The sequence below is a fragment of the Rhizobium sp. BR 362 genome, from assembly GCF_036528765.1.
In the GTDB taxonomy this organism is placed as follows: domain Bacteria; phylum Pseudomonadota; class Alphaproteobacteria; order Rhizobiales; family Rhizobiaceae; genus Rhizobium.
In genome coordinates, this window is record NZ_JARWGH010000001.1 from 151,324 (window position 1) to 166,692 (window position 15,369).

The 15,369-nt window shown below is 59.3% G+C and carries 16 protein-coding genes; 5 read left to right on the forward strand and 11 right to left on the reverse strand.

Annotation, left to right across the window (positions count from 1 at the left end; translation table 11 throughout):
* The first annotated feature begins 387 nt into the window (after positions 1-387).
* The 3 genes from QDY28_RS00750 (at position 388) to QDY28_RS00760 (ending at position 2,197) form a co-directional block, all read left to right on the forward strand.
* Positions 388-888: a YbjN domain-containing protein gene (locus QDY28_RS00750; protein WP_104823731.1), complete on the forward strand. Its 501-nt coding sequence runs from the start codon at positions 388-390 to the stop codon at positions 886-888.
* Position 889: 1 nt separating this feature from the next.
* Positions 890-1,729 (forward strand): pyrroline-5-carboxylate reductase, encoded by an 840-nt coding sequence (gene proC / locus QDY28_RS00755; RefSeq protein ID WP_331379791.1) that lies wholly within the window; start codon positions 890-892, stop codon positions 1,727-1,729.
* A gap of 126 nt (positions 1,730-1,855) precedes the next feature.
* Positions 1,856-2,197 (forward strand): tRNA-binding protein, encoded by a 342-nt coding sequence (locus QDY28_RS00760; protein WP_331379792.1) that lies wholly within the window; start codon positions 1,856-1,858, stop codon positions 2,195-2,197.
* Between the two features lie 18 nt (positions 2,198-2,215).
* Here QDY28_RS00760 and QDY28_RS00765 read toward each other — a convergent pair whose 3' ends face one another.
* From QDY28_RS00765 to QDY28_RS00780, 4 genes are all read right to left on the reverse strand, one after another.
* Positions 2,216-2,797 carry a DUF1349 domain-containing protein gene (locus QDY28_RS00765; RefSeq protein WP_331379793.1) on the reverse strand — a complete coding sequence of 194 codons (582 nt, stop codon included), beginning with the start codon at positions 2,795-2,797 and terminating at the stop codon, positions 2,216-2,218.
* Between the two features lie 113 nt (positions 2,798-2,910).
* A complete protein-coding gene (locus QDY28_RS00770) occupies positions 2,911-4,290 on the reverse strand; it encodes an ATP-binding protein (protein WP_331379795.1) in 1,380 nt (459 codons plus the stop codon).
* Between the two features lie 25 nt (positions 4,291-4,315).
* Positions 4,316-5,017: a response regulator gene (locus tag QDY28_RS00775; RefSeq protein ID WP_331379796.1), complete on the reverse strand. Its 702-nt coding sequence runs from the start codon at positions 5,015-5,017 to the stop codon at positions 4,316-4,318.
* An 85-nt stretch (positions 5,018-5,102) separates the two neighbouring features.
* Positions 5,103-5,579, reverse strand: coding sequence for a MarR family winged helix-turn-helix transcriptional regulator (locus QDY28_RS00780; protein ID WP_331379797.1), 477 nt, complete (start codon positions 5,577-5,579; stop codon positions 5,103-5,105).
* Between the two features lie 258 nt (positions 5,580-5,837).
* Here QDY28_RS00780 and QDY28_RS00785 point away from each other — a divergent pair, with 258 nt between their 5' ends.
* Positions 5,838-6,728, forward strand: coding sequence for a branched-chain amino acid aminotransferase (locus QDY28_RS00785; RefSeq protein WP_331379799.1), 891 nt, complete (start codon positions 5,838-5,840; stop codon positions 6,726-6,728).
* A 190-nt stretch (positions 6,729-6,918) separates the two neighbouring features.
* Here the strand turns inward: QDY28_RS00785 and QDY28_RS00790 are convergent, their stop codons facing one another.
* Complete coding sequence (locus tag QDY28_RS00790) at positions 6,919-7,536, reverse strand: DUF1236 domain-containing protein (protein WP_331379801.1); 618 nt, start codon at positions 7,534-7,536, stop codon at positions 6,919-6,921.
* Between the two features lie 173 nt (positions 7,537-7,709).
* Between QDY28_RS00790 and QDY28_RS00795 the strand changes: the two genes are divergently transcribed.
* Positions 7,710-8,348 carry an MBL fold metallo-hydrolase gene (locus QDY28_RS00795; RefSeq protein ID WP_331380058.1) on the forward strand — a complete coding sequence of 213 codons (639 nt, stop codon included), beginning with the start codon at positions 7,710-7,712 and terminating at the stop codon, positions 8,346-8,348.
* Between the two features lie 137 nt (positions 8,349-8,485).
* Here QDY28_RS00795 and QDY28_RS00800 read toward each other — a convergent pair whose 3' ends face one another.
* The 6 genes from QDY28_RS00800 to QDY28_RS00825 all read right to left on the reverse strand — a co-directional run bounded on the left by QDY28_RS00800 (position 8,486) and on the right by QDY28_RS00825 (position 15,103).
* Positions 8,486-8,911, reverse strand: coding sequence for a BA14K family protein (locus QDY28_RS00800; RefSeq protein WP_331379802.1), 426 nt, complete (start codon positions 8,909-8,911; stop codon positions 8,486-8,488).
* A 148-nt stretch (positions 8,912-9,059) separates the two neighbouring features.
* A complete protein-coding gene (locus tag QDY28_RS00805) occupies positions 9,060-9,275 on the reverse strand; it encodes a cold-shock protein (RefSeq protein ID WP_004116423.1) in 216 nt (71 codons plus the stop codon).
* A gap of 499 nt (positions 9,276-9,774) precedes the next feature.
* Positions 9,775-10,665, reverse strand: a complete 891-nt coding sequence (locus QDY28_RS00810) for a DMT family transporter (protein WP_331379804.1) — start codon at positions 10,663-10,665, stop codon at positions 9,775-9,777.
* A gap of 93 nt (positions 10,666-10,758) precedes the next feature.
* Positions 10,759-11,907, reverse strand: coding sequence for a PQQ-dependent sugar dehydrogenase (locus QDY28_RS00815; RefSeq protein WP_331379805.1), 1,149 nt, complete (start codon positions 11,905-11,907; stop codon positions 10,759-10,761).
* A 65-nt stretch (positions 11,908-11,972) separates the two neighbouring features.
* On the reverse strand, positions 11,973-12,698 hold the full coding sequence (locus QDY28_RS00820; protein WP_331379807.1) for a class GN sortase: 726 nt from the start codon (positions 12,696-12,698) through the stop codon (positions 11,973-11,975).
* A gap of 5 nt (positions 12,699-12,703) precedes the next feature.
* A complete protein-coding gene (locus tag QDY28_RS00825) occupies positions 12,704-15,103 on the reverse strand; it encodes a marine proteobacterial sortase target protein (protein WP_331379809.1) in 2,400 nt (799 codons plus the stop codon).
* Between the last annotated feature and the right edge of the window lie 266 nt (positions 15,104-15,369).

Genomic DNA, 15,369 nt, shown 5'->3' on the forward strand with positions numbered 1-15,369 from the left:
GATTCATTTTGCGTAAAATCGGCGCGGCACGCGTCTGCCGCGCATTTTTCCTCTAAAATTTTCGGCAGTTTTTCCACCTGTGGACACAGGCAAAAAAGCCAATCGTCAGAGTCAGTTATGACTCCCTTCTGAATAGACATCGGAAGAGCTGTCCACAGCACCCTTCGCCAAAATCTCCGATGAGGGGCTGGCATGCCGGGCAGGCCGTTATACACTGATTTTAAATGATGATTCGAAACGGACTTGGTAAGCTCCGGGCAGGGTGGATGCGTTAGTCTGGCAGCCGTTCAACATCATCCCGAGGATGTTTCCGGAGTAAAACTGTTTGCGTTTTTTCAGTGTTCGAGCACGGGGAAGCTGCATTCGTTCCGGTCAAGAAGGTGCTGCATGAGCCTTATGGAAATGGAAGTCGAACGACAGTCGAATCCGGTCGATATGATCGAATTCGTGGCCGCCAATAATGACTGGTCGTTCGAGCGGTCGGGCGAGGATGAAATCGCCATGACCGTCGAAGGTCGATGGACCGATTATCATGTCTCCTTCTCATGGATGGAGGAGTTCGAGGCGCTGCACATTGCCTGCGCCTTCGACATCAAAGTTCCCGACCCGCGTGTCAACGAGGTCATCAAGCTGCTGTCCTGCATCAATGGTCAGGTGCTGATGGGACATTTCGATCTGTGGCGGCAGGAAGATATCGTGATCTTCCGGCAGTCGCTGCTGCTTTCCGGCGGCGCCGAGCCCACCAACCGGCAGGTGGAAGTGCTGCTGTCCAACGCTCTTGACACCTGCGAGGCTTACTATCAGGCTTTCCAATTTGTAGTATGGTCCGGCCTTGACGCCAATCGCGCCATGGAAGCCGTGCTTTTCGAAACCGTGGGCGAAGCCTGATATGGCAACTGAGGCATCCTCGAGCGCTTTTGCATCTTCCGATCCCATCATTCTGGTCGGGGCCGGCAATATGGGCGGCGCTCTGTTGACGGGTTGGCTGAAAAGCGGCGTGCCGGGCTCCTCGGTGACCGTCGTCGATCCCAAGCCGTCGGATGCGATGCTGAAGTTGATCGCCGATGCCGGCGCGAAGCACGTCACCGGCGTTCCCGCAGGGGTGGTCGCCGGCGTTCTCTTCATCGCCGTCAAGCCGCAGGTGATGGAAGCCGTATTGCCGCCGTTCAAAACGTCGATTGGGCCGAATACGGTGGTGGTGTCGATTGCTGCCGGCAAGACGCTTGCTTTCCTTGAACAAAGCCTGGGTGAAGCGGCGATGGTACGCGCCATGCCGAATACGCCGGCCATGGTCGGCCGCGGCGTCACCGGTGCTTTTGCCAATGCTAAAGTCGGCGAGCGCCAGCGGCAGTTGGTGCAAAATCTTCTGAAGGTATCCGGTCCGGTCGAATGGGTGCCAGCGGAGGCCGATATCGATGCTGTAACGGCCGTTTCCGGCAGCGGGCCGGCCTATGTCTTTTATCTCGTCGAGTGCATGGCGGAGGCGGGCCGGAAGCTCGGCCTGCAGGCGGACCTCGCCATGCGCCTCGCACGGGAAACTGTCGCGGGGGCTGGTGAATTGTTGCACCAGTCCCCCGATGACGCTTCGCGTCTGCGTCAGAATGTGACGTCTCCCGGCGGAACCACTGCGGCAGCCCTTGCCGTTCTGATGGCCGAAGATGGCATGCAGCCCCTGTTCGACGAGGCGCTGGAGGCAGCACGCAAGCGCGCGCAGGAACTGGCCGGCTAGAGCAATTCCAGGAAAGGTGCGCCGCGGTTTCCGTCTGGAATTGCGAAAAAACAAAGAGATAGAGCGGTTCTAAGATTCCGTGAAAAGCTGAACCGCTCTAATTCCCAGCATCAAGAGGGTTTGCGTATGGCGGAAGAGATCACCTACGGCGATTTCGAGCGGGTGGACATCCGCGTCGGGACGATCATCGAGGCGGAGCCTTTTCCGGAAGCGCGCAAGCCTGCCTTCAAATTGAAGATCGATTTCGGACCGGAGATCGGCATCAAGCGCTCCTCGGCGCAGATCACCGTGCACTACACATCGGAATCCCTCATCGGCCGCCAGGTTCTCGGCGTCGTCAACTTTCCGCCGCGCCAGATCGGCCCCGTCCGCTCCGAAGTGCTGACCCTCGGCTTCGAGGACGAAGCGGGCGCGATCGTGCTTGCGGCAGTGACGCAGCCGGTGCCGAACGGCAGGAAAATGATGTAGTTCAACGGCATATCGCCGTTAGTGAATCTCCCGCGATACGGGATCTGTCACACTGAAATCCAGAAATTCCGCTTCGAAACCGTCGCGCTGCGGTGAGCAGAAGGCGGGGCCGATGGAGACTTCTTCGAGGGCCGGGTCGAACCAGGCGAGGCGGGCCATGCGCCACTCATTCATCTGGTCAGTGCGGTACTGGATGAAAAGCGCGTCGCCGTTGCGAGTCACCCGCGCCGACAATGCCTCGAACTCATGGTCGAGCCGGAAGGCGGACCAATCGGAATTGTCGTTGGTGACCACGACGCTGAAATGTTTGGCGCCGTCCGTATATTCGATCCCGCATTTCATCCAATGCTCGGCATCATGACGGACCATTAGGCCGGCCTGATCGTAGAGTTCGCTATAGTGACCGATGAAGGTGATCTCGGCGGTGAAGTCGCCATGCCAATGCCGACCGAGGAAATGGCCGTCGTCGCGGTAGAAGCCGTAATAGGTTCCCTGCCAAAAATCGGTCCTGTCACCGGAGCGGACGAGCAGCCGACCATTGTTCATTTCCCAGGCCGGCGGCAGATTGAGCCAATGCATGTCGTTGATGTCGATCGGCATGCAATGTCCTCTCTCAAAACAATTCCAGGAAAAGTGCGAAGCGGTTTTCCGTCTGGAATGCGTAAACACCAAGGATAGAGCGGGAAAGCGGTTCCGTGAAACGCTAAACCGCTCTAAGCCGGAATGCGGATGGTTGCGCGCAGGCCGCCGAGCGGGCTGTCGCCAAGCGTGACGTTGCCGCCGTGGCTGCGAGCGATATCGCGGGCAATGGCAAGGCCGAGGCCTGTGCCGGAATTGTCGAGATTGCGCGCCTCGTCCAGCCGGAAGAACGGCTTAAACACATCCTCGCGCGAATTGGCGGGAATGCCGGGACCGTCGTCATCGAAATTGATCGTCAGCCACTTGGTGCTGTGCTTGGCTTCGATGCGCAGCGTATTGGCATAGCGGCGCGCATTGGAAGCAAGGTTCGTCACCAGCCGTGTAAAGGCATTCGGACGGACGGAGATTTCATTGTCGCCGTCGATGGAAAAGGTCATGGATTTACCGTGCAGCGAGAAGTCCTGCTCGACCTTGTCGAGGATATCGCTGAGCCGAAGCTTGCCGACATCCTCTTCCGCCTCACCGCGGGCGAAGGCCATATAGCCCTCCAGCATGCTCTGCATGTCCTCGACATCCTCATTGAGGCCGACGAGATCGGGATTGTCGCCGACAAGGGCGAGCTGCAGTTTGAAGCGTGTAAGCACGGTGCGCAGGTCATGGCTGACGCCGGAGAGCATTGCCGTGCGCTGCTCGATCTGCCGTTCGATGCGCTCGCGCATCAAGATGAAAGCGAGGCCGGCGCGGCGCACCTCGTCGGCGCCCCGCGGCGAATAATTCTCCAGCCGCTGCCCCTTGCCGAAACTTTCCGCTGCCTGTGTCAGTGCGAGGATCGGCCGGATCTGGCCACGCAGGAACAGCACGGCAATGCCGATCAGCACCAGCGATGTGCCGACCATCCAAAGAATGAAGATATGCGTATTCGAGGCGTAGGTCTGACTGCGCTTGGCAAAGACGCGCAGCACTTTGTCCGGCAGCTTGATGCGGATTTCGACCAGGCTCGAATTGCCGACCGTATCGATCCAGAAGGGGAGATTGATCTGATCGCGGATTTCGTCGCTCAAGATGCCATCGAGAATCGAGAAGAACGGCTTTTCGCGCGGCGGCGGCAGCTCGCCACCCGGCTCGATCGAAATGGCAAGGTCGAGCTTTTGCCGGGCCATCTGTGCGACCGCGGAATAGTCGGCATCCTGCGGATAGGTTTGAATGATGTCGATGATGGCGGCGATGTCGCGGGTGGTGGCCATCGACAGGCGTTGGGTCACCATCTGCCAGTGGCGCTCCATGAAGACGATGGTGACGACCGCCTGCAGGATGATCATAGGCAGGATGAAGATCAGCAGCGTGCGCGCATAGAGGCCGGTCGGCAGCCGTCTCCGCCACCAGCGCGAAAACCAGCGCATGCCATTGGAGGGCGTGTGCTCCTGATCGCGCCTGATCGAGTCGAATGTCACCATCGCCGCTGATCCCAGGGAATTGACATTAATCTATGCTCAGCCGGTAGCCGATGCCGCGCACCGTCTGCAGCCAGATGGGGTTGGCCGGATCGTCCTCGATCTTGCGGCGCAAGCGATTGATCTGCACATCGATGGTGCGCTCGCCGACTTCGGCGTCGCTGCCGATCAGCTCGTGGCGGGGAATCGTATCGCCGGCGCGCTTGGCAAAGAGCAGCATGATTTCCTGCTCGCGGTCGGTCAGGCGGATAAGCTCGGAGGCCTTCTTCAGCTCCTTGCGGGTCAGCGAGAAGGTATAGGGGCCGAACATCACCTGTTCGATCTTCGGTGCGTCGGCCGGTGCGTTGCGACGCAGGATATTGTTGATGCGTAGCACGAGTTCGCGCGGATCGAAAGGCTTCGGCAGATAGTCGTCGGCGCCGGCTTCCAATCCGGCGATACGGGCTTCCGACTCGGCAAGGGCGGTCAGCATGATGATCGGAATGTTCTTGATGGCGCGGAGACTTGCCGTCAGCGTGATTCCAGATTCGCCAGGCATCATCACGTCCATGATGATGAGGTCGAAATCGAGCCCTTCGAGCTTGCGGCGAGCCTCGGCGCCATCGGCGGCGGCTGTTACCCGAAATCCCTTTTCCATCAGATAACGGTTGAGAAGGGCACGGATACGGGTGTCGTCATCCACGACCAGGAGGTGTGCTGCATCGTCCGAAATTGCTGTCTTTGTCGTCATTCAATCCGTCTCGATCTTGTTCTATCCGTTGATTGAGATGGTCTATCCAAACCCGCTTCGCGGCCCTTCGGTTCGAGACCATGGCTCAGTCCTGCATTCCCCTCAGGAACCTTTTGACGCTTTCGCGCGTCGCATCGGACGCACCTTCGAATGCCCGCTCAATACGGCGCGATTGCGGCTCGGCCAGTGCCAATGCCAAATCGCGGCCGGCTTGTGTGGGGTACAGCTTGCGCTGCCGACGATCCTCAGGCCCGGCCACCTGGTGAATATACCCTGAATCGATCAATTGTTTGAGAACCCGCGCCAAACTCTGTTTGGTGATCTTCAATGTTTCCAACAGGTCCGCAACCGTCATGCCAGGTTCGCGGTTAACGAAATGAACGACACGGTGATGGGCGCGGCCGAATCCGCTCTTGTCCAGAATCTGGTCGGGATCGGACACGAAGTCTCGATAGGCAAAGAAAAGCAGCTCGATGATCTCGAAATCGATGATCCCCGCATTCTCCATCGGCGTCGCCAGCAGCTCCGGTTTTGCTGCTTTTTGGCTCGTCTGTCGTGGCACCTTGGCATTTCCTTTCCTATTTTGGGGCAATCGGGAAACTTACGCAAAAATATGTCAGCTTTATTGACGTATTTTTACGCCGCTGCTAGGTTTTCGCCGATCTTGCGCCGCCCGGACGGATATGGCCATATTTGGAAACTAAGCCCGGCTGCGCAAAACTCCAACACGTCTCATATTTTCCCCACTTGCATCGTGGATAATGCGGAATGGGCACAACAATCAACAGTCATGGCGTCCGGGCGCCGGAGGAGAAGTAAGATGGCATCGGTTCCTTTTGATCAACTGGATGGGGAGATCTGGTTCAACGGCGCGTTCGTGCCCTGGAAGGACGCTAAGATTCATGTGCTGACCCATGGTCTGCATTATGCGAGCGCAGTCTTCGAGGGCGAGCGGGCCTATGGCGGCCGGGTCTTCAAGCTGACCGAGCACAACCAGCGCCTTCACAAGTCTGCCGACATTCTTGGCTTCAAAATTCCCTACAGCGTTGCCGAGCTGGACGCGGCAACAATCGAACTGTTGAAGCGTCAGGGTTTTTCCGAGGCTTATGTGCGCCCGATCGCCTGGCGCGGCAGTGAGATGATGGGCGTGTCCGCCCAGAACAACCGCATTAATGTGGCGATCGCGATCTGGCAGTGGGGCAGTTATTTCAATCCGGCCGAAAAGCTGAAGGGCATCCGCCTCGACATTGCCGAATATCGCCGCCCCGATCCGAAGACTGCGCCTTGCGCCTCCAAGGCTGCCGGCCTTTACATGATCTGTACCATTTCCAAACACGCCGCCGAGGCCAAAGGCTATGCCGACGCGATGATGCTCGATTACCGTGGCCAGGTGGCGGAAGCGACGGGCGCCAATATCTTCTTCGTCAAGGACGGCGTCATTCATACGCCGACGCCGGATTGCTTCCTGAACGGCATCACCCGGCAGACGGTGATTGAACTTGCCAAGCGGCGGGGATTGCAGGTCGTCGAGCGGGCGATCATGCCGGAGGAATTGTCCGATTTCAGCGAGTGCTTCCTGACGGGATCGGCGGCGGAAGTGACGCCAGTCTCGGAAATCGGACCTTATCGTTTCACGCCGGCATCGATCAGCGAAACGCTGATGAACGACTATATGAAGGAAGTCTATCCTACGGCAGCAGCGGCCGCATAAGGCTTGAAACAGCTTCCTAAAGCCGGGTGTCTAAGTCTGCCCGGCTTTATTGCTGCCGACATTTTCGGCGGAAACAGGGAGGCAACTCACGGAAGAGGTTTCCGCAACAATCTGTCGGAAAATCCGCGCAAAGAGAGCGGCGGCCTTTCGGCCGCCGTGTGTTGACGAGTTGCGGTTCAGCCGCTGCGGATCATTGGTAAACGTAGACGATGCGGCGTGTCGTCGGATCGACCAGTACCGGCTGGCGGTTCACTTCCACGTAGCTGTATTGATAATCGGGGATACGGTGGATGACGACGCTTTGCGGCAGAGTGGCGCCGACAACGACGTTGCCGCGCAGCCGCACGGCTTTGACCCGGTTCTGAGTGATGTAAGTGCGGACTTCGGCCGGCGGGGCGACGGCATCGACCTCACTGACAGGACCAATCAATTCGTCGTCCGGTGAGGGCGAGACGCTGCCCGTCGCTGTCTGATCGGTTTCGCTATAGGTGATGACCGGTACGCCGAGCTGGCTATAGTGCTCCTCGACGACGATTGGATTGCCGTTCTGCTCGACGCTCAGGGCCTCGGCGTCTACCCAGCCGCGCATGCCGTTGACATCGATGCGGCACCAGCTACTGCCTTGGATGCAGCCGTCGAGGGTCGCTTCAGAGCCGCGGGTTGCCAGGCCGAGACTTGGATATTGCGGACCAGGGCCGGTGCGGACGTTGAGGTCGGTCGCTGTTGTTGCGGACATCTGCGCTTGGGCGAACCCTGCGCTGCCCAGGAGCACAAGGCCCGTCAGCAGCAAGTTTCTCTTTGCGAACATTGGCTTTCTCCTTTGCTTAGGCAGTCCACCTTTGCAAACGTCCGCAAGAGCGGAGTGTTCCGCCGCGCGGCCAGGCAGTCTCGACGTTTTCCAGGGGAGAGGGGCTGTTTTGCCGGGTGTTTGGGATTATATCGGCGGATATGCATTCAACAGACGAGGCGCTTCTCATGGGCATGCTCCAGGCCGGCATCATTCCGGTGACACCTTTCGAACAGAATTGCACCATCTTGTTCGATCCGGAAACGAAGGAAGGGGTCGTGGTGGATCCCGGCGGCGACGTCGACGTCATCCTGCAGACGGTGCGCGAAAATGGCATCGTGTTGAAGGCGATCTGGCTGACGCACGGTCATATTGACCATGCGGGCGGCGCCGATGAGCTTCGGGAAACCCTGGGTTTGGAGGTCATCGGCCCGCATGAAGACGACCGCCCGCTGCTGCAGGATATCGAGGCGAAGAGCAAGATGTTCAACATCGAAGGCGTTCGCAACGTCGTGCCGGATCGCTTTCTGAAGGACGGCGACAAAGTGTCCTTCGGCGAGCATGAGTTTGAAGTCTTCCATTGTCCCGGCCATGCACCGGGCCATGTTATTTATTTTAACAGAACGCAGAAATTCGCCCATGTCGGCGACGTGCTGTTTCACGGTTCGATCGGCCGCACCGATCTGCCGGGCGGCAATCACCAGCAGCTTTTGGAGTCGATCCGCGACAAGGTGTTTCCGCTCGGCGATGACGTCGGCTTCATCTGCGGCCATGGTCCAGGCGGCCAGATCGGCGAAGAGCGCCGCACCAATCCATTCCTGCGCGGACTTTAGATCCGCCCGGAATTGGGTAAAAACAATAGGGTAGAGCGGCTCAGCGATTCCTTGAAGCCCTGAACCCCGCTGAAGCCAAAACAAAAGCGCCGCTCAATGGCGGCGCTTCCTTTCGAGACATCAGCTTGCAAAAGGTATCAGTCGGCCGTGCAGAAGTGGCGCATGCCATCATAGCCGAGATAGGTGCCGCTGCGGCCGTCGAAGCTGCTGTAGCGATCGTAGCAATAGCGCATCCATTGGGATGACCAGGGGCGCAAGCCAACGGGCTGCGGTGCGTAATAGCCGACATCACGCTCGACATAGACGCGGCGCGGCGGAGCGCGATAGTAGTAGGCAGGCGGCGGGGCATAGTCGGGGTCGACATAGACCGGATCCGGTTCGACATAACGCGGCTGGCTGGCAATTGCCGAGCCGACGATCAGGCCGGTGGCGAGGCCTGCGGCACCAATCGCCCAGCCGTTGTGATGATGCCAGTGATCATCGGCAGAAGCGGTGGAAATGGATGTCAGCGTCAGGGCTGCAGCCATGGCGGACATAACGAGCGATTTGCCGAGCATGTTCATGAGTCTGTCCTCTGAGGGGAACCGGGAAAACCGTAATTCCCAATCTTGCATAGAAGACACACTAGACACGGCAAGCTGAATACAGACTGAATGATAAAACCCGGCATCACTGCCGGGCTTCAACTCGAATGACAGCCGTAAGGCGCTCTCAGCCGGCAATCTGAAGATTGACAGCCTTCGGTCCCTTGCCGCGGCGATCCGGTTCCGTGTCGAAGCTTACCTTCTGGTTTTCTGACAACCCTGCCAGACCAGAAGCCTGTACTGCGGAAATGTGCACAAAGATGTCCGCGCCACCCTTGTCCGGTTTGATGAAACCGAAGCCCTTATCGGTATTGAAAAACTTTACAGTGCCAGTCTCGGCCATGCCTCAGGTCCTTTTCTCTCTGCCCACCATCCACACGGGCAGCATTGCTGTATTGCCCTTGCGGGCGCTTGCAGGCAGTTCTCGCAATTTGAAGGAAAAGGTCCCCTATACCTCGGCGTGGCTTCGAAGCGAATTCGCGCATCGTTTCTCAACCAAGCTGACCGGAATAATTTAGCGTTTCCGGCGCGCAACTCTATTAAGGACTTCCCATGCTCTAAAAATGCCCGAACAGCGCTGAGAGTGCTGTGTTTATCGGGAATTGGCAAGCAAAAGTTTTTTAACGTGTTCTGATGAGCACACTGCCGTAATGCAAGTGTGTTAGCGCGAATCGCAAATTTTCCCTCACCGAGAATAAGTTTCTAAGGGTTTTGTATCGTTTGCGATATATTTTTGGCGAAATTTTCCCAAAGGATATAGCCAAAATCCATCTTTCGGATCATTCGAAAAAAATTCATTAACGACGCCGCACAACAGCCATCACGCGAATTTTCAATAATTTTTACGCTTCTACGCTGCGCCGCCGGACGAGTTCCGGCACCAATTCCACGGCAAGCATGGCGGTAAACATCAAACCGCAACCGGCATAGCCGAACGGCCCCATGGTTTCCCCGAGCAGCAAGCTGCCGAGCGAGGCACCGAACAGAGCCTCTGAAGACAGGAAGATCGCAGCCTGGGGCGCGGTCGTGTAGCGCTGGCCGATGACCTGCAGCACGAATGCTAGGCCGGACGAAAAAATGCCGACATAGAGGATTTCGCCGAGCGCGCCCTGGATGTCGGCGATGCTGATCGGCTCGGCAATCACTGCGACGGCAAGAGCAGCCACGGCGGTAACGGCAAACTGCACGGCGGAGATTCCGAGCGGCCGGCGGGTCTCGCTGACCGAAGAGCCGGCGAGGGTGATCTGCGCTGCCCAGAAGAGGGCGCAAACGACGGTCAGGAAATCGCCAACCGTCAGCCGCGAAAAGGAGCCGCCGGACAACAGATAGATCCCGCCGAGCGCTATCAGCGCGGCGGGCCAGACGATCCAATGCGGCGGCCGGCGCAGGAAGACGACGGCGATCAGCGGCACGAAGACGACGTAAAGGCCAGTGATGAAGCTGGAATTGGTGACCGTCGTTGTCAAAAGCCCGATCTGCTGCGTTGCGGCTCCGCCGAAGAGTGCGACGCCGATGAGGAAAAAGGATAGCCAATTCCGGCGCGTCAAGGGCTTCTCGGCCTTGCGGTTTTCCATCCAGACGAAGGGCAGGACGACGATGGTGGCGACGGCGAACCGCAGGCCGATGAACCAGAACGGTCCGATCGCCTTCATCGCGGTGGATTGTGCGACGAAGCCTCCGCCCCAGATGGCCGCAGCCAGCAACAATACCAAATTCGCCTGTATGCGAGTCATCTGAATCCTACGGGTGGGGGAGGAAGTGGGGAAGCGCGACCGTTAGCAGTTGCTTTACCTTGGGGCAAGGCGAAAAGGCCTAAGGGTGTGAGCCTATTCCGCTGCCCTTGAAACACGCAGTAATGCGCCGTCATCCTCGTCCGTTGTCAGCAACAAGGCTCCATCCGGCGCCACCACGACATCGCGCAGGCGGCCGAAATCGCCGTCGAACATGCGTTCGCGTTCGGTGATCTTGCCGCTGCTGTTACGATCGAGACGCGACAGCAGCTTGAACTTCAGGGCGGCGACCAGGAAATCTCCCTTCCATTCCGGGAACATTTTGCCGCGGTAGACGGCGATGGCGCCGGGCGCAATCGACGGGTCCCAATAAAAGAGCGGTTGCTTCATGCCTTCTTTCGCTGTGCCGACGCCGATCTTGGTGCCGGAATAGTTGCGTCCGTAGGAGATGACCGGCCAGCCGTAATTCTTGCCCGCCTCCGGTGTGTTGATCTCATCGCCGCCTCTAGCGCCGTGTTCGGCCGTATAAAGCTTACCATCGGCAGTATCGAAGGTAATGCCTTGGGGATTGCGGTGTCCCTTCGACCAGATTTCCGGTAAGGCTTTTGCGCCGTCCTTGAAGGGATTGTCGGCGGGAATGCTGCCGTCGGCCCTTATGTGAATGATCGAACCGGCATCGTCTTGGAAATCCTGAGCGCGGTCCTGGTCACCGCGATCGCCGAGGCTGACGAACAGGCTGCCGTCCTTGGCGATCGCAATACGCGAGCCATATTGAATGCTGCCGCGCGACATCTTGTTCATCAAAAAAATGCGCTTCACCTCGGTCAGCCGCCGTTCGTCCGGCGACAGGACCGCGCGGAAGACTGCCGTGCCGCTGCCGCCTGCCGCAGCAACGGACGCGGTGAAATAGATGGTACGATTGCCGGCGAATTTCGGATCGAGCGCCACATCGAGCAGGCCGCCTTGGCCACGAGCATAGACGTCGGGCACGCCGGCAATCGAAGCGGATGCTTTGCCGTCGCGGATGACGCGCATCCGGCCCGGCCGCTCCGTTACGAGATAGGCGCCGTCCGGCAGCACTTCGACGGCCCACGGATGGTCAAGCCCGCTTGCGATCGTCTCGATCTTAACCTTGACCTTCTGCGTTTCGATTGTTTTGACCGGATCGGCAAGGACAGCATTTGCCGTCAGCAGCGCGGAGGCTGCCAAGACGGCGCAATATCCCGTTTTTTGGAAGCGCTTCAATCCGTCTCCTCCTATTCCTGAACTCTTGTGCAACGTGGGATGAGCGGATTGCCGGTCAAGACACGCTACGGCGAGGGTAACGTCTTTGTGTCCAACGAAGCTGTCTGTTCGGCGGTCTCGACCAACTCGGCGTCCAAGATATAGCGCAGCGGCCCGCGCGTGACGGCATCGAACGGCCAGCAAGTGGCGAGCGCCAGGTGACGACCGGGCGCTGCGGAATCGATGCCGTTCCGGTCCCACGGTGCAACACGGCCCTGACCGGCCCGGAAGGTAAGTAGCTTACCGTCACGGCGCGTGACTTCGATCAGATCGCCCGGTTTGACGTCTTTCAGCCAGCGGAAATGCGTGTCGCGATGGGCGGCGATGACGGCGGTGCCTTCCTCGCCCGGCTGCGGCGTACCCGTCAGCCAGCCTGGCCCGAAAGCCAGCGCCTGACCGCTGGCGCCGGCAAGTACGATCGCTTCCGCACCGATCCGCGGTGCCCGGACCTCGGCTTCAGTGGTGAAATCCGCCCAGGGCCAGGGCTTTGCATCCTCGCCGCGGAGTTCGGCGGCGAAGGCCCGTTTCAGCAAGATCTGCGCGAGCTCGGCCTTGGCTTTCATGTAGAGGCCATTGCCGAGGAAGGTCAGGCCAGCCGTCGTAAGAACGGTGATGCAGGCGAGGGCGAGTTTTTCGAGGCGCGTGACGCGGAGAGCCGCCTTATCCGGCCGGTCCGCCACCTTCTCCCCGAGTATGGAGAGAAGGCGGAAGTGAGGGGCTTTGGACACGCGGAAATGGCCGTCGTCCCTCATCGCAGTCACCGTGCAAACATGCGGCGGCGTAGCATCATGAGTGCTGTCATGATCGTCGCGGCAAGGAGCAGGGCCAGGCCGATCATGATGTTGCGCTCGGCCTGTGTTGCCGTTTGCGGCAGGTTGACGCTCGCGGTGGCCTGGCGGGCGATCATGCCGGCGGTCGCGGGTGTCGGCGCGGCGGCAATCTGGCTTGCCAGCGCTGCCTGTCGCTTTGCTAATCCGCTTTTAGGGAGCGTGGCGCTGTTCATGTCAGCCTGATCCGCTTCGGCCTGTTCATTTGCCGGGCCCATAGGTTCAACCGAGGCCTTGTGTTCGCCGCCAGGCGCCGTGATGGGCGCTTCGCCTTCGCCGAAGACCTTGCCGAAATCCCACCCGGCCGGCAAATTCAGCGGCAGCTTGGCGGAACCAAGTGGCTGGTCGACGGGGCGTGAAGGCGTCACATCGACGGCAACGAGGCTGGTGACGCGCGAGACGAGATGATGGGCGAGCGCCACCGCTTCGACCTGCTTGTCCAGCGCACCCTGATCCTGGATCTCGTAGGCGCGGGCCTCGATATCATCGATCTTGCGGCGCGCCCAAAGCTGCGAAATGCCTTTGCCTTCGGCAGCGCCGGCAATGTCCATATCGACACGCCAGGGCTGGGCGCCGGTCTTGCCCGATATCTGCAGCTTGCCATTCGGCTGCGCGTCGGAAAGCTCGGCTGTCAGGACGACGGGTTCGCCGGTGTAGAGGTCGGGCATCGGATTGGGTGTGATATCGCCGGCCTTGGCATTGTCGAAGCTAGCCGCAATGTCGGTCATGGCGGGATTTTCGAGCTTGGCGAACAACTCGCCCATGCGCTCGGCCACCTGATCCTGCGAACCGATGGCGGTGTAAGTGCCACGGCCAACTTCGGCGGCCTTGGTCATGAAGTAGGTGTTCGGAGCGGAGCCGATGCCGACGGTGAAGACGCGGGCATCGGCGCGGTTCTGGCTGATCTCCTGGAAGAGTTGCTGCTCGTTGCCGATTGCGCCGTCGGTCAGGAAGACGACCTGGCGGAGCGCGCCATTGGCGATCGGTCCCTGATTGCGGAGCGCATCCGATAGTGCTGGCAACATTTCCGTGCCGCCGGCAGCATTCAGGCCGTTGACATAGGCGATCGCCTTTTCCCGGTTATCGGGCGTGGCGGCGACGAGCCCGTGGAAATAGTCAGTCATCGTGTCGTCGAAGCGGATGATGTTGAAGCGGTCGTCCGGCTGCAGCTTGGAGATCGCAAGCGCCAGGCTGGCACGGGCCTGTTCGATCGATTGGCCGGACATGGAGCCGGAATTATCGATGACGAAAACCACCTCGCGTTTCGGCTGCTCGGTCGTTGCATCCGGCGCCGAAGGCGGCGTGACAAAGGCCAGCAGATAGGTTTTACCGTCCTTCACCTCTCGGAAGAGGCCGGCGCTCGGCACCTTGCCGGGAGCCGCCTTCCAGGTCAGCTCGAAATCGCGATCGGCGGGCACGGAGTCGCCTTTCAGCGAAATGGTGCGGCTCTGTTCGCCATTCTCGATCACATTGATCTCGTGAGAGGCGGATTTTACCTCGCCGAGAGAGAAGCCGGCCTTCAGATTGACCGTCAACGATACCGGATTGATCTTGGCATTTTCGCGCGGATCGAGAACTGGGGCTTCGATCTTTTCCCGGTTCGGCACCGGGTCCTGCACGGCAAAACCAGTGCCGTTGTGGAACTCGACGCTTTGGACGATCGGCTGCGGGTTATAGCGGGGAGCAACGACCATCGGGAAGCGCAGCGAAAATTGGCCGGCCGACTGGTGGACTGTCTGCTGGTATTCGATCTGCACGACAATGGTTTCGCCGGGGCCGATATTGGCAACCTGGTTGGTGAAGATGTTCGGCCGTTGCTGTTCGAGCAGCGCCGTCTTCTTGCCCTGCGCCTTGGCATCCTCATAGATCTGCCGGGCTTCTTCGCGCGGCTTGATCTGACCTTCGATGAAGCGGTCGCCGATCTGCATACGTAGCGTGTCGACGGCTGCATTGTCCGGAAGCGGGAAGACGTAGGTGCCTTCGACCCAGCCCTTGCTCGGGTTCTGGAACCGCTGCGTGACCTTCACGCGGGAAACGGGGCCGGTGACGTCGACCTCGACATCCGTCTTCAGGCGCGGCGCCTCGACATAATAGCCGGGTTCTTTGGACGGGAAGAGCAGCGAGCCGCTGTTGACGTCGTTCGGGCGAATAAGGCCGGCAAGCTGCTGGCCGGATTGGCCCTGCTGATCCGCGATTTCAGCGTGTGCGGCGGTGACGAGACTGAGCATCATCGCCGCCAGTGCGGCCAAGACGGTCATCGCGATTGAGAAAGAAGAAAGAAGATTGCGCGCCCGCAGGCGCTCGGTTGTGCATTCGTCATCCAGAAACATGGTTACCCCCCTGCGTGACTGGCTGCGATTACACGATAAGAGTGTGGGAAGCGGGCTGCTTCAGGACCGAATTGCGGCGCCGTAAAGCATTTGTTAAGGCTAATTTGTGGCAATCAAGATGTATAACGATCTGTATGATTTTCGTGAAGAAATTCCGTCGACTTGAGAGTTTGAATCAGCCGCTTCACAAAATGATTCAGCCGCCGGACAGAGCGTTCGCATCTGACCGCTTTTCCATCGCTCTGTTCAGCCGGAGCGTGTAGCTG

Coding starts and splice junctions, on each gene's coding strand:
- QDY28_RS00750 (WP_104823731.1), top strand. CDS start 388: ATGAGCCTTATGGAAATGGAAGTCGAACGACAGTCGAATCCGGTCGAT.
- proC (WP_331379791.1), top strand. CDS start 890: ATGGCAACTGAGGCATCCTCGAGCGCTTTTGCATCTTCCGATCCCATC.
- QDY28_RS00760 (WP_331379792.1), top strand. CDS start 1,856: ATGGCGGAAGAGATCACCTACGGCGATTTCGAGCGGGTGGACATCCGC.
- QDY28_RS00765 (WP_331379793.1), bottom strand. CDS start 2,797: ATGCCGATCGACATCAACGACATGCATTGGCTCAATCTGCCGCCGGCC.
- QDY28_RS00770 (WP_331379795.1), bottom strand. CDS start 4,290: ATGGTGACATTCGACTCGATCAGGCGCGATCAGGAGCACACGCCCTCC.
- QDY28_RS00775 (WP_331379796.1), bottom strand. CDS start 5,017: ATGACGACAAAGACAGCAATTTCGGACGATGCAGCACACCTCCTGGTC.
- QDY28_RS00785 (WP_331379799.1), top strand. CDS start 5,838: ATGGCATCGGTTCCTTTTGATCAACTGGATGGGGAGATCTGGTTCAAC.
- QDY28_RS00790 (WP_331379801.1), bottom strand. CDS start 7,536: ATGTTCGCAAAGAGAAACTTGCTGCTGACGGGCCTTGTGCTCCTGGGC.
- QDY28_RS00795 (WP_331380058.1), top strand. CDS start 7,710: ATGCTCCAGGCCGGCATCATTCCGGTGACACCTTTCGAACAGAATTGC.
- QDY28_RS00800 (WP_331379802.1), bottom strand. CDS start 8,911: ATGAACATGCTCGGCAAATCGCTCGTTATGTCCGCCATGGCTGCAGCC.
- QDY28_RS00805 (WP_004116423.1), bottom strand. CDS start 9,275: ATGGCCGAGACTGGCACTGTAAAGTTTTTCAATACCGATAAGGGCTTC.
- QDY28_RS00810 (WP_331379804.1), bottom strand. CDS start 10,665: ATGACTCGCATACAGGCGAATTTGGTATTGTTGCTGGCTGCGGCCATC.
- QDY28_RS00820 (WP_331379807.1), bottom strand. CDS start 12,698: ATGAGGGACGACGGCCATTTCCGCGTGTCCAAAGCCCCTCACTTCCGC.
- QDY28_RS00825 (WP_331379809.1), bottom strand. CDS start 15,103: ATGTTTCTGGATGACGAATGCACAACCGAGCGCCTGCGGGCGCGCAAT.